General features: G+C 45.6%; 10 protein-coding genes and 1 pseudogene. 9 read left to right on the top strand and 2 right to left on the bottom strand.

Going from position 1 to position 14,340, the window contains the following annotated elements; all coding sequences use genetic code 11:
- Positions 1-11: 11 nt before the first annotated feature.
- Positions 12-2,210: a phosphoketolase family protein gene (locus EWV68_RS03815; protein WP_287168878.1), complete on the bottom strand. Its 2,199-nt coding sequence runs from the start codon at positions 2,208-2,210 to the stop codon at positions 12-14.
- A gap of 130 nt (positions 2,211-2,340) precedes the next feature.
- On the opposite strand from EWV68_RS03815, the gene EWV68_RS03820 reads away from it, so the two are divergent.
- From EWV68_RS03820 to EWV68_RS03830, 3 genes are all read left to right on the top strand, one after another.
- Positions 2,341-3,840, top strand: coding sequence for an SLBB domain-containing protein (locus EWV68_RS03820; protein ID WP_287168879.1), 1,500 nt, complete (start codon positions 2,341-2,343; stop codon positions 3,838-3,840).
- 357 nt (positions 3,841-4,197) lie between these two features.
- Complete coding sequence (locus tag EWV68_RS03825) at positions 4,198-5,157, top strand: aldo/keto reductase (RefSeq protein ID WP_287168881.1); 960 nt, start codon at positions 4,198-4,200, stop codon at positions 5,155-5,157.
- A 495-nt stretch (positions 5,158-5,652) separates the two neighbouring features.
- Positions 5,653-6,228 carry an Alr1449 family protein gene (locus EWV68_RS03830; protein ID WP_147069357.1) on the top strand — a complete coding sequence of 192 codons (576 nt, stop codon included), beginning with the start codon at positions 5,653-5,655 and terminating at the stop codon, positions 6,226-6,228.
- Here the strand turns inward: EWV68_RS03830 and EWV68_RS03835 are convergent.
- Positions 6,211-7,854 carry a CocE/NonD family hydrolase gene (locus tag EWV68_RS03835; RefSeq protein ID WP_287168882.1) on the bottom strand — a complete coding sequence of 548 codons (1,644 nt, stop codon included), beginning with the start codon at positions 7,852-7,854 and terminating at the stop codon, positions 6,211-6,213. The two genes, EWV68_RS03830 and EWV68_RS03835, sit on opposite strands and share 18 nt — an antisense overlap.
- A gap of 135 nt (positions 7,855-7,989) precedes the next feature.
- Between EWV68_RS03835 and EWV68_RS03840 the strand changes: the two genes are divergently transcribed.
- From EWV68_RS03840 to EWV68_RS03865, 6 genes and pseudogenes are all read left to right on the top strand, one after another.
- Positions 7,990-9,684, top strand: a complete 1,695-nt coding sequence (locus tag EWV68_RS03840; protein ID WP_061433050.1) for an ABC-F family ATP-binding cassette domain-containing protein — start codon at positions 7,990-7,992, stop codon at positions 9,682-9,684.
- 49 nt (positions 9,685-9,733) lie between these two features.
- On the top strand, positions 9,734-10,189 hold the full coding sequence (locus EWV68_RS03845) for a peroxiredoxin (protein WP_002760875.1): 456 nt from the start codon (positions 9,734-9,736) through the stop codon (positions 10,187-10,189).
- Positions 10,190-10,681: 492 nt separating this feature from the next.
- Positions 10,682-12,025, top strand: a complete 1,344-nt coding sequence (locus EWV68_RS03850; protein WP_061433049.1) for a chloride channel protein — start codon at positions 10,682-10,684, stop codon at positions 12,023-12,025.
- Between the two features lie 421 nt (positions 12,026-12,446).
- On the top strand, positions 12,447-13,664 hold the full coding sequence (locus EWV68_RS03855; RefSeq protein WP_287168885.1) for an ATP phosphoribosyltransferase regulatory subunit: 1,218 nt from the start codon (positions 12,447-12,449) through the stop codon (positions 13,662-13,664).
- A gap of 273 nt (positions 13,665-13,937) precedes the next feature.
- Positions 13,938-14,075, top strand: coding sequence for a hypothetical protein (locus EWV68_RS03860; protein WP_287168886.1), 138 nt, complete (start codon positions 13,938-13,940; stop codon positions 14,073-14,075).
- 4 nt (positions 14,076-14,079) lie between these two features.
- Positions 14,080-14,340, top strand: a pseudogene (locus EWV68_RS03865) (hypothetical protein); the annotation flags it as partial.

Genomic DNA, 14,340 nt, shown 5'->3' on the forward strand with positions numbered 1-14,340 from the left:
TAACTGGGAACTTAACTTAATAACTGGGTAGCACGCGCAGTTAAAGCATTGGCAGTTAAGCCATTATAGGCCATAATTTCCCCGGCACTGGCGGTGGTTTCTCCCCGTTTCCAAGCGAAGACATCCCGACGCGCATTACTGCGTAACATAATTGGTTCTAACATGGCGCTTGTACCACCAGTTACTCCGATTAAAGCATCACCAGCAAAGAGACTGTCAAAACCAGCATCATCGAGGAAATTATTATCAGCTGCCGAGCTAGTTTCACTCATCACATCGCTAGGACGGTAGAGACGACGGGGATTAATTACCGAGACGATTTTTACACCGATTCCCGCTGCTTCTAACTGTTGTGCAGACTCAAAGACGGGTAATAAAGTCATATCGCCAATGACGGCAAAAACAACTTTTTTACTGCCTTCCGATTCGTGGAGAATTACGCCGCCTTTTTCTAAAGCTTGACGGGTTTGCTCAAAAGTGGTTCGCATCGGTAAAGGCGATTTACTAGCGGTGATTGTAATGCCTTTATTGCTAGTTCCTAACGCCCATTCATAACAGACTTGAATACTGTTAGCATCGCAGGGAAAGAGAGGAAAAATATTGCCATTTCGCATCATAGCGGCGAAATAATTTTCAATCTCTGGGCGTTGGTGTGTCCAACCATTACGCCCTTGCTCTAAGGCTCCGGCGGTGAATAAAGTAATAGTAGAAGGGGTGGGACGACGTAACTCGGCCATCGCTTGGGTTACAGTCTGCCAAATCGGTAAACCATTGATAGCAAAAGACTCGTAGGAACACCATAAAGTCCGCCCTCCCAAGAGAGATAAACCGACGGCTAATCCAGCACAGGCATCCTCGCTTAAAGGCTCATAAACTTGACCGTTAGGTGCTTGGAAATAGGTATCATCGCTGGTGGGGTGAATAATCTTTAAACCGACGTTAATATTATTAATTCCCGAAGCGGCATTACCATCAGCATTTGTGACAACAAAATTGGGGTCAGCTTTACCCACAGCTACCACTAATTCCCCCATGGCAGTGGTGGCTACTTTTTTATCTCCACCCACAGTATATTCGGTCATCGGTAAGGTTCCTAAATCCGGCAGCGGGAAGACTTTTTCCGTTACCACTGTTTCCACTGCCGGACCGCCTCCAGAGCGCTCGAAATTAGTACGAACAATTGCCCAAGCTTCAGGGGGTAAAGCGCGTTCCTGTAAGGCAGCAACGATATAATCTTTTTCTAAAGAATCTCCCGGATAAAGATTATGGGAAGCCGCTCCCCGTTTGTGAACTCCTGCCCCTTTAAGTTGTTTAATAATGATCACCGTTAGTTTACCACCTAGAGCTAATTGGGCGGCTTTATCCGTGGCCATTAACACCGCTTTTATGAACTCTAGACGCTGGTTAAAAGAGAATTTGGTGCTATCTACATATTCCCCATTTTGATTAGCATCATCGAAGTCTTTGGCATTAATGAGAATCACTTCCTCGAAACCATTACCGCGCCAATAGGCCTCCATTTCGGCGTTAGTTTTCAGGGACACCATGCTATGGTGTTCTTGGGAATAGCCATTCCAAACTAAAATCGGCAGAAAATTGGTAATTTCAGGGTAAGCAGTGTGAAAATGACCAAAACTACTCATAATGTAGGGTTCTCCTAAACCACCATCCCCGATAGTCACAGGGAAAAGGGTATTAGGGTGTAATTTGGCCGCCGCCATGGCAAAATGTTGGCCTTGGCCCAAAGGACCAGCCGGCCCGAGCAGTCCGGGGATTTGTCCGGAAAGATGCCCTAAAAGTCCGTGTTTTTCCCGAAAACGTTCTCCCAATTCCCTGACGTTGCTGATGCCCATGGCTTCGAGAGAGCGATCGAGAAAGACGTTACTATAAAAACCGGGGGCATGATGGCCCACTTCGGTGAAGATATTTTTCTGGCCTAACATCATCAAAGAGGCAATTACGTCGGCAGCGCTGGCAAAACCGCCGGGGTGTCCCGATTCTTTGGTAGCGGTGATTTGTAGGGTGAGGTAACGCAAAGCATCGGCGGCTAGGAGGGTTTGATAGATAGCATTCGGGTCATTAGCGGCAATAATAGCGGTTTTTCCCTCAGCGATAGCGGCTTTTCCTGCATATTTATCAAATTCGGGTAAGGAACCCCCAAAATATTTTATTCCTTGACAAAAATCGGGAATTGTGCTAGTAGCTGTCATAAAATTAATATACCCCTTTACATACAGGCAATCGTTAAAACTATCTTACAGTTAGCGGTAACTCTCGATAGATGCGATATTACACGGGGTTTCCATAGGCGATCGACTATTTGTGCTACACTGATCGCCAATGTTAACGATAAAATTAATCCTATTGATCATGTTAAATAGCAACCAATTACAGGATTTAATCAGTAAATCCCTACGTTATCTATTAATTATCGGCACTATTGCCCCCCTAACTTCCTTAGAAGCCCGCCCAGTCCAAGCCACTCCTCCGAGTAGTCCTGCACCCGCTAAAGAGGCGATTGCTCCTATCCCCGCAGAAAGCAAAGATTACACCCTAGGAGAAGGAGATAAAGTGCGCGTCACCATCTACCAAGTCGCGGATTTAAGCGGCGATTTCCTTGTTTTAGCCGATGGAACCCTGACTTTACCTCTGATTGGTAGCGTCAAAGTGGAAGGAATGACCGTCACCGAAGCCGGCCAAACCTTGGCCAAACGTTACGCCACCTATCTCAAACGTCCCGTGGTTACTGTTAGCATTCTCACCCCCCGGCCCCTGCAAATCGCCATCGCGGGGGAAGTCAATCGTCCGGGTACTTATACAATTAACCCCGAACAAAGCCAAAAAACGCCCCTATTGACCGAAATAATCCGGCAAGCAGGGGGAGTGACTACGGTGGCCGATATTGGTCAAGTTCAAATCCGACGCAACCTCAAGGGACAAGAACAGCTAATTCAAGCGAATCTCTGGCAATTAATCCAAAAAGGCGATAAAACCCAAGATATTAGCCTCAGAGATGGCGATAGCATCGTTATTCCCACTAAAACAACCCTTAGCGTCGGGGAAGTCAATCAATTAGCCGATGCCAATTTTGGACTAGATAGCGATCGAGAAATTAATGTTACTGTGGTGGGAGAAGTTTATCGTCCAGGGTCCCATCGTATTGTCCCCACTGCCAACAATAACAATAACAACAATAATGACCAAGATCGCGGCGGCACCAGGAAACCGGCCCGACTAACCCAAGCTATCCAACAAGCGGGAGGCATCAAACCTCTGGCCGATATCCGACAGGTACAAGTGCTGCGTTATACTCGTGACGGTTCCCAGCAGAAAATCCCCGTAGATCTCTGGAGTTTGCTCGATAAAGGTGATATGACCGGCGATATCTTTCTTCAAGAAGGTGATACGGTGATTATCCCCACCGCTACTGAAATCTCGGCCAAGGAATCGGAAACCCTAGCATCGGCCAGTTTTGCCCCTAAAACCATTAACGTGAAAGTGGTCGGGGAGGTGAAAAAACCGGGGACAATTGAAGTTCCTCCCAATACCCCTCTCAATCAGGCAATTTTAACCGCAGGAGACTTTGATAAGCGTCGGGCCAATCAGTCCACAGTGGAATTAATTCGTCTCAATCCTAACGGGACCGTTACCAAAACCTCAATTAACATCGATTTTTCCCAGGGTATCAACGAGAAAACTAACCCGATTCTCCGCAATAATGATGTGGTGGTGGTTCATCGTAGCGGTCTGGCCTCTGCTACCGACACCCTCGGCACGGTTTTAAGTCCCTTTACCGGTCTGACAGGCTTTTTCAACGGATTTTTTAATCTTTTCCGTTAAAAAACTTCACTTTAACCCGATGTCATTAGCTCAGTAATCGAGCTAATAATAGATATAGAAACGGCGAAAAGTCGTGAGCAGTCACGGCTTTTCTGCTCCATAGACTCAGGAAAGAAAACTATGATTTTTCTCCTTACTCTAGCCCTAATCTCCCTGTCGATTAGCTACAATGTTCAAGGCGAAATAATTAGCCTCAGTACCCGCTTATTAGGTCTTTTTTGTGGCTTATTAAGTTTGTTCTTTACACCCCTACCGGTAAAAGTTTTTATCCTTGTCACCTTAGTCGTCTTCAGCTGGGATTTTCAGCCCTAAACCCGACTGAAACCCTAAGCATACTTAACCCATCAAAAAACTGTTATGCAAAAACGCTATCTCGGTCAGACTAATATAGAAATTACCCCCCTTCTCGTGGGTACTTGGCAAGCAGGAAAAAAGATGTGGGCAGGTATTGAAGATGAGGAAAGTATTCAAGCCATTCGTGCCGCTTTTGAGGCAGGAATTACCACTGTAGATACAGCCGAAATCTACGGGGAAGGTCACTCGGAATTGATTGTCGCTCAAGCCTTGGCCGATGTGCGAGAACAGGTAATTTATGCCACCAAAGTTTTTGCTAATCACCTCAAATATGAGAAAGTTATCGCAGCTTGCCATCGCTCTTTAAAAAACCTCCAAACTGATTATATAGATATTTACCAAATTCATTGGCCTAGTGGCTCATGGAACACGGAAATAGTGCCTATTTCTGAAACTATGGCCGCTCTTAATTATCTGAAAGCACAGGGAAAAATTCGCGCTATAGGGGTTTCCAATTTCTCCCGCTCTCAACTGGAAGAAGCTGGTCAATACGCCAGAATTGAGAGTATTCAACCTCCCTATTCTCTCTTTTGGCGCTCGGTAGAAAAGGAAATTATGCCCTATTGTATAGACAATAATATTTCTATTCTAGCCTATTCTCCCCTTGCCCAAGGTTTATTAACAGGAAAATTTAGAAACGGTTATCAGTTGGCAGCGGAGGACCATAGAATTAAAAATAAACTCTTTCATGGCGAAAACTTTCAGAGGGTACAAGCGGCTTTAAATCAATTAGAACCGATTGCTGAACGCTATAATTGTTCCCTAGCTCAATTATCTCTGGCTTGGTTAATTAAGCAACCACAAACTAATGCAATTGCTGGGGTAAGAAATGCTGCTCAAGCAGTTAATAACGCTCAGGCAATGACAATTAATTTAACCCCGGAAGACCTAAAATTAATTGATAATATTGGTAAACAGGTAACTGATTTCTTGGATGATAATCCCGTGTTGTGGGATTTCTAAGAATTATACAGCAGTTATCCTAAGGGTGAGGATAGAAGTTTTGGTGGGTGCATCTCAACATTTGCAGAAATACCGACAATCAGCAATTATCAGTGACTCTTAAATTGGTACAAAAATATGAACAATCGCGTCTAAGCATCCCACCGAAAAACTAATGCGCTCCGGGGTTTGGGGGCGGTGCCACGACCCCAACGGGGGGTTTGGGGGGTAGAACCCCCCAAAAGCTTGGATTGAGTGATAAAATCGGAAGTAACGCCCAATTTTAAAAGAGAGTTTCCCTTTAAAAATCCCAACTTAGTAGATTTACGAAAGTGAGATTCAGTTCCTGTTCTTTGATTGTAACTGGCTACTTAGTTGATGATAGGTGGTGCGTTAGTAACGCACCCTACGTTTTACTTAGTAGATTTACAAAAGTGAGATGCACCCTATTTAATTCTCAGGAAAAAGCCTGTATAATGACAGCTATAGTCCGATTCTTACCGCAGGATTATCCCTATGGCTAAATCCAAAAAACACAATCTGCAATGGATTAAAGAAACCCTCGACTTAAATCCAGATCATAACTGGAAATCTAGTCCGGGTAACAGTATTTTTGTAGCTGGTCGCGGTGCAGTGCGCTTTGAAGTTCCTCAAGATTGGCATTTTGAACCCGATGATAATTCCTTTCGTTTTTTAGATAGAAAACCCCCCGATGATGATTGTCGTTTAGAGGTTTCCTATAATTTACTTCCCCCCGGAGATTGGAAAGAATTACCCCTAAAAGGAATGGTCAAAAAGTTAGCTCGTGAAGATAGCCGCAATCCTCACGAAATTGGCGAAGTTATCCAAGAAAAACGCCAAACCGTACGCATTGTTTGGGTACAAATTCAATTCATCGACCCCCAAGAAAATCGGCCAGCTTATTCGCGCATTGCCGTGGGCATTGGTTCCGGGGTTCAATGTTTAATTACTATGGATTATTGGGTCGATGATGCGGAAAAATTCACCCCCGTCTGGGATACGGTTATCTCCTCTCTGGTGTTAGGTTTATACATTCGTGATCCCCGCAGCGGTTTAGCTTTCCCCGACTAAAGGTAATAGCAATTTTGCAGGAAAATTTCCTTGACAAAAAACCTTAATTGTGATAATAGAAAAATCGATCGCTCGACTCTGGTGGGGATAGCTGCCGGTCCCCGCATTGACGGGATGTGCAGGAAAGCAAGAGGCACTCAGACTTAAACGCAAGCTATGACCTTGAGGAATAGTGATAAAAGTGGCCTGTAGGGCAATATTTAGGGGCGATTCGGGATTATTTACCCGCTTATAACCCTGAGTGATATTAAAAACTCGACCATCGGGGGTAACTTGAGAAACCACCGCGCAGATATCGAAACTAACCGCGTCTGCTTGACAATAACAATCCAGACGGGGACTACCCAAAATCGTTAAATCTTTCTCTAGGGGGGGAGAAGTGTAGGTAATCACATCACTGCGACAGTCTAGCATGGTGCGATCGAATATTCCCCCCGGTAGGGCGCTATGACCTCCTAAAGATGGGACCGGTCGCCAAGGATCGTGAACGATGGTATCTTCGATCGCAGGTTCTAACAAAATCGCGCTTAATTTCCCCTCATCCTCGCGCAGATTGGCTAAACCTTGACTAGCAAGATAATAAATTTGCTGATTTTCTCTGGGAAACTTCTCCAGATATCGCCATTGATTAGACCCCATTTGAAATAGATACATAGGAGGATTTTTTAATAACTCCGTTTCCTGACCTTTTAAGAAATAATCAAACCATTGCAGCTGCATTTTATCCACAGGACTAATTGCCTCTTGACCATAATCTATCTCTCCTACTTTTCTCCCCCAGGGTAGATGAGTCCAAGCACCAATAATTAGCTGTTGGGGATAGATAGAACGCGCTTGCATTTCTTGGTATAAACCCAAAGTTCCCCGGAGATGAGGATCGAACCAACCTCCGATATGTAACATCGGTAAATCGATATTTTTTAACAGGTGTTGCGGTGATAAATTTTGCCAATAGTCATCGGGAAGATAACGAGTAATCCAATCGTGATAAAAAGAATCAGCAGCTAAATCTTGCAGAATTTGGGGAGAGGCAGCAATAGGATCAAAAAGGGGTAAATTTCGGGAAGCTACCCAGAGTTTTTGATAGGCAGTTTCGTCCCCTTTCAATCTAGCTGTTTCCGCTGCTAATTGTATTGCCCAAGCGAGATTATATTGTAAATTAAATGCTTCATTTTCATAGCCCCAATCTCGATATAAATCGTGAGCGATCATTGCTGGGCAAATAGTTTTTAAAGCAGCATGACCATTAGTAGCGGCGTATAATTGAGTCATTCCCTGATAGGAAAAACCATACATTCCCACCACACCCGTATTATTGGGAATAGTTAAAACCCATTCAATGGTTTCTAATCCGTCGCTAATTTCATGGGCAAATAAATTAAAATTTCCCGTCGAGTTTCCCCGTCCCCGGACATCCTGAATTACCACAATATAACCCTGACGTGCATACCAGCTAGGATGGGCATAAACCACCGTGGAAGCGATCGCTTTTCCGTAGGGTTGTCGCATTAGTAAAATGGGCAAAGATTCCCTACTATCGGGACGATAAATATCGGCAACTAAACTAATTCCATCTCTGGTGATTAAACTAGCCGTTTCTTTTTTTATGGGGTAGGGATTAAGCATTATTATCTCTTTCAAATAAAAAATACTGTCGGGTGGCTCAATCGAGAAAACTTGACAAAGACCAGATAAAGCTTAACTAAATGTTACAATAGAGGCGGACTGCCTCAACTGCCTAGGACTGGAGAAAAATCAGCGATGCTACGACTAGAGAGAATTAGTAAGATTTACCCGACGGGAGAAGTGTTAAAAGATGTCACTTGGGAAGTAAAAACTGGCGATCGCATCGGGTTGGTGGGAGTCAATGGGGCCGGAAAATCCACCCAGCTGAAAATTATTATGGGGGAAGTGGAACCCACCGCCGGGGAGATCATCCGTCCTACCAGTCTCCATATCGGCTATCTTACCCAAGAATTTGAAGTGGATCCCCGTCGGACGGTACGGGAGGAATTTTGGACGGTGTTTCAAGAAGCGAATCAAGTCCACCATCAACTAATAGAAATTCCCCAGCGCATGGAAAAAGCTGATCCCGAAGAATTAGATCGCTTAATTCATCAATTGGATCGCCTACAAAGACAATTTGAAGGGTTAGATGGTTACGGATTAGAAGCGCGCATCGAGAAAATTTTACCAGAAATGGGCTTTACTAGCGATGACGGCGATCGCTTGGTAAGTTCCTTTAGTGGTGGTTGGCAAATGCGGATGAGTTTAGGTAAAATTCTCCTGCAAACTCCCGATATTTTACTCCTCGATGAACCGACTAACCATTTAGACTTAGAAACCATTGAATGGTTAGAAAAATTCCTCAAGGATTTAACTACTCCCATGGTCATAGTTTCCCACGACCGGGAATTTCTCGATCGTCTCTGTACCAAAATTGTCGAAACTGAAAGGGGAGTTTCTACCACTTATTTAGGTAATTATTCTGCCTACCTACAGCAAAAATACGAACAACAATCTGCTCAGTTAAGTGCCTACGAACGTCAGCAAAAAGAACTAGAAAAACAGCAAGCTTTCGTGGATCGGTTCCGGGCCAGTGCCACCCGCAGTACCCAAGCAAAAAGCCGGGAAAAACAATTAGAAAAGGTAGAAAAAATTGAAGCCCCAATTGCCGATGTGCGTACCTTAAAATTCCAGTTTCCTCCAGCAGTGCGTAGTGGTCGGGAAGTGGTGACAATTAAAAATATTGTTCACATTTACGATGATAAAATTCTCTTTTTGGGAGCAAATCTGGAAATAGAAAGGGGCGATCGAGTGGCGTTTTTAGGACCAAATGGTGCAGGAAAATCCACACTTTTACGTTTAATTGTTGGGTTAGAAGCTCCCACAGAAGGCTCGATCGAAATCGGTAAACATAACGTTATTCCTAGTTATTTTGAGCAGAACCAAGCGGAAGCTTTAGACCTAACTAAAACTGTTTTAAATACCATTCATGATGAAGTTCCCGATTGGAAAGATGTGGAAGTTCGCAGTCTTTTAGGGCGATTTTTATTCAGTGGGGAAACGGTATTAAAAAAAGTAGAATCTTTGAGTGGTGGCGAAAAAGCGCGTCTTGCTTTAGCCAAAATGTTACTTGCTCCCGCTAACTTATTAATTCTCGATGAACCCACTAATCACCTCGATATTCCCGCCAAGGAAATGTTAGAATCGGCTTTAAAAGTTTATGAAGGCACGGTTTTAATTGTTTCCCATGATCGTTATTTTATCTCCCAGGTAGCTAACAAAATTGTCGAGATTCGGGAGGGCGAATTAATTGCCTACGCAGGAGATTATCACTATTATCTAGAAAAACTAGACGAAGAAAAACAAAAAGCCGAACAAAAACGCATTGAAGCAGAAAAAGCGGCCAAAGCTGCTGCTAAACGGGCTAAACAAAAGACCAAAAAAGGTTAGAATATAAAGCATCACCCTATCCACGATTATCTATTCATTAATTAATCTTATGGCAGCTATAAAAGTAGGCGATCGAGTTCCCAATTTTTCTCTCCCTTCCCAAACAGGGGCAACGGTTAATGTCAGCGATTTAATCGGTAAAAAATCCCTGGTAATTTATTTCTATCCCAAAGATGACACTCCGGGTTGTACCGCAGAATCCTGCGCTTTCCGCGATAGTTACGAAGTGTTTACCGACGCGGGTGCGGAAGTTATTGGTATTAGTGCCGATAGTCCCCAATCTCATCAACAATTTGCCCAAAAATATAATCTTCCCTTTACCCTTTTAAGTGATAGCGATAACCGAGTCCGTAAATTATTCGGTGTTCCCTCTACCTTATTCGTCCTCCCCGGACGAGTTACCTATATCATTGATCAAGAGGGAATCGTCAGACATATTTTCGATTCTATGTTAGATTTTAAAGCTCACGTTACCGAATCTTTGAACACAATTAAATCTTTTTAGGTTGATGATTATGCAAGAAATTAAGACATCTATCTCATAATTGGGACAGTTCTGACTTAAAAATAAAATTAATGGTGTGTTAATTTTGACTAACACACCCTCAATCTGCTTTAGTTATTGGCAAAAATGACGGCTGGAAACAGAAGGCTAACATAGGCAAAGCTAACAGCCAAAAGTTTGTCGTTATTCCTTATAAACGTCTAATTGAAATGTTAACTTATACTAAATCCGTTGAGTAGTGGTTTCAAGTTACAACATCCTAAGAAAAGCATTCCCAAATCCGTTCAGCTATGGGATAGAGAGGTGCGTAGTTCAGCCAAGGAGAATTAATCTCTCGAAGTAAAAGTGAAGGGAATTTCTCAAATAGAATTCAGTCTGTTTATATTTGACTATACTTTTACTAACTATATAGTAAAGACTTTCAGGGTGTTTTGCTTGACCACTCCAATGGACTTGCTATAGGAACGATAAAAGTTTAACTTTCTTGGCACGATGCTAAATAACAAACTACAACTTCTGTTAACCAGGGTAGGCCCATGGGCTGTTGGCGGCCTGCTCGGCGGTTTGATCGGCTCTCTGGCCGCGGTACTACTGACTGAGGCAATTAAGCAAACCCTCGATATTGCCTCTAGACTGGATAGCGTCTGGCGACTGCTGCTGCCTCTGGTGGGCGTTACCTTAGCAGTGCTAGTCCTGTTTGGACTGGGTAGGGGGCAACCCGTGCAGACCTTAGCTCCCCGGGGGGCAACTTCCTCTGGTCGCTGGGGTTCTCTCATGGACTGGTACTCCTTCCCCCATGACATTGCTCGCGCCGACCTGACCGGTGACGTGGTGAACGCATCCGGCACCGAAGAGCGGTTCCCTTGGAATCTAGCCCCCTTGCGCGCCCTGGCCATCCTCTCCACCGTTGGACTGGGTGCGCCCATGGGAACAGAATCACCGGCAGCTCATATTGGCGTGGCGACGGGAACCTGGTTAGGTAGCATAAATCCAGCCCTAGGTCAACTGGTGCGGCCGCTGGCCATCGGTGGCGGTGCGGCCAGTGTTTCTGCCCTGATGGGAATCCCTCTGGTGGGCAGCTTTTTTATGTTTGAGTTGAGTCAGCGACGCCAGGTTCCGATCACCCCGGAGCGGGCAGCGGCGATGTTAGCCGGGGGACTGGTGGGATGGGGAGTCAACGCTGCCTTTAAGCTGCAACTGATCCGGCTGGTCGTGCCGCAGGTTGCCCCGACTGACTTCTGGGATGCGGTGGGTGCCACTTTGTTGATCGGAGTGATCGCCGGCACGATTACAGCCCTCACTGGTGAGGCGATCTACTGGGCCAGAGGCTTGCGGGACAGGCCCGCCACTCGTCTCCTGATCGGTGGCCTGGTGATGCTATTCTTGGCGATCGTGATCGGACAGGTGGCGACCCCCGCAGCGGCTTTTGGACCAGGGGGAGCCGCTATCGTCTGGGCCGAAAACATTAAAACAACTCCTTACCATCTGTTAGCGGTAGCTCTGCTCCGGGCCGCGGCCACCACCGCTGCCGTTTTAGCCGGGGGCTGTGGCGGCGTGTTTGTCCCTTTTCTGGCGATCGGCGACCTCAGTGGCCGGGTGTTCGCCACCACCTTTGATATTTCGGGGAATCTGGCGGGTGCGGCGGGGGCAGCGGCCGGTATTGCTGGTGGCTATCGCCTACCTCTGACCGCCATGGCGATGGTGCTGGGGGTGGGTGGCCCAGGGGCAGCCCAGCTAACCTGCCTTGCCACAGTGGTGGTCGCCGCCCTTTCGGGATTGGTGGCCGCACGGGCAGCCAATCAACTCTCCAGTTCCCTGCGCGCAATGTTCCGCTAGAAGCCACCGTCAGGGGATTGACAATCTCCGCCCTAACAGTGCGGAGATTCTTGGGCAACATCTTGCCTCTACTAGCAACCAGCAATTCTCAGTTTTAGACATAGTAAGCCTTTTAGGGATTTAAAGAACATTTCAAAGGGGGATTTTTGGGGCAACTCTGGGTGTACTATCACGTCAAAAGCCTGAAGACTCGTGACATGAAATTTGCAATCCCATTCAATTTGACCCCGTATTATGCGAACTAACCCCCAAAAGCCTTGCTACAGGGCAAATTTAGAATTGCTGTCTTCACCCCGACATTTGAGATCAAAACCCCTAAGAGGATTTGTTAGGGGTTTTTACCTATCAGAAAACTGGTCACAACTTGTCGTAAAGTGAAATAGGACTGACCAGTGCCACCGATTTTGATTAGCAAACTCCCATGATTCATCAACCCCCGGCGGGGACAAGGGATTTATTACCCCTAGAAGTTACCCAAAAAGGCTGGATTAACGATCGCCTTCAGTCTGTCTTTCAGCGTTGGGGCTATCAAAGGATCGTCACCTCCACCATTGAATGGCTCGATACCCTCACCGCAGGCGGTGCGATCGATCCCAGCACCGTGATCCAACTCCACGGGGATAGTCAAGGACTATCGGGATTACGCCCTGAATTAACCGCTTCCATTGCCCGCAGTGCCGTCACCCGCATGAGTGGGGAGTCCTATCCCCAACGTCTCTGTTATCGGGCTAACGTTTTTCGTCGCCCTAGCGCCGGTTATCACGGTCGTCAAGTGGAATTCTATCAAGCGGGGGTAGAACTGCTCTTTTCTGGCGGTTTACTAGCCGATGCCGAGATTTTACTGCTCCTGGCCGACTGTTTCGATAGTTTGGCCGTCCCTAACTGGCAGATTATTTTAGGAGAAGCGGGTTTGACTCGTTCGCTACTTTCTCCCTTTCCAGATCCCTTACGCGAACAGGTGAAGCGCTGTTTAGCCCTCCTCGACTACGTTAGCCTCGAAAATCTTCCCTATCCTAACGAAATCCTCCGGCAGCAAGCCCGACAATTATTTCATCTGCGCGGTAATCCTCAGGATGTCCTCGCACAAGTGGCCGTATTAGCCCGGGAAGAATCAGCCCAAAAAGCCGTTAATAACCTTAAATCCCTAGTAGAGCTGCTTAATGCTGATCGCTCTGGTTCTTTCCCCCTAATTCTCGATTTAAGTCTGATTCAAACCTTTGATTACTACACCGGCATCGTTTTTAAGGCGGTTAGTTATCACCAGCAAAATCTCAGTATTTTAGGCCAGGGCGGACGCTATGATCAATTATTGGGCGTTTTTCATCCCCAGGGCCAATCGGCTCCGGGTATCGGTTTTTCCCTGAATATCGAAGAACTGCACGAAAGTTTATTATCAGGGCAGACTTTACCCAGTCAAGCTCCACCCCTCGACTGGTTGCTTATCCCTTTGGGTAATAACGCCCAGATAGCGACTTTTAGTAAGGCTCGCTCCCTTCGCACCAGTGATCCGAATCTGAGGGTGGCGATCGATTTAGGGGGTCGCAGCGAGGCACAAATTCGTACCTATGCCCGCGATCGAATGATTAAAAATCTCGCCTGGGTGCAGGAAGATGGTTCCGTGAGCGAAGAATCTCTCTAAAAGGGGGCAAAAGCAGCGAAAATACTGCCTTCTGCCCGCTGCTATAGGACTCTATCTAGGGTTTGCGGCAAAAAGTACGGGCGAAGCATTCGGGCAATAACCTATCGGTGAAACCGCAGATTTTTTATCCGAATGCTTCGCCCCTACAGGACAAAGATGTAGATGTAGGTTGCTCTAATGGGAAGTTTTGTGACGACAAGTAGCATTGATGATATTTATGGGGAATAATAGATTTAGATGAGTGCCTAACTTTCCAATTGGTAGCGACTTGCCATGAAACAACCAACCGCCAATTATGATGAACCCTGGAAAGAAGCATTAAGCGAGTATTTTGAAGCATTTTTACATTTCTTCTTTCCTGAAGTTCACCAACTAATCAGTTATCAGTTATCAGTTATCAGTTATCAGTGACTAATTGGAAGCAAGTAACAATCCCTTTGCTATAATAGTCATGGCACACCTGAAAACGAAAGCGACTACTGGGAAGCTGCCACAACGGGAACAGTGGAAGTGGAAGTTAATCAGGGGATTATATGAAAAGGAGTTCGAGAGAGAAAAGATAATTAAACTGTTTGAAATCATCGACAATATGATGACTTTATCCCCTGAATTGCAGTCAAGTTTAGAGAGTAAAATCAAACAATTTGAGGAGGAAAGAACCATGCCTTTAATGAGT

This window comes from Microcystis sp. M_QC_C_20170808_M9Col (genome assembly GCF_007095495.1).
Classification (GTDB): Bacteria; Cyanobacteriota; Cyanobacteriia; order Cyanobacteriales; family Microcystaceae; genus Microcystis; species Microcystis aeruginosa.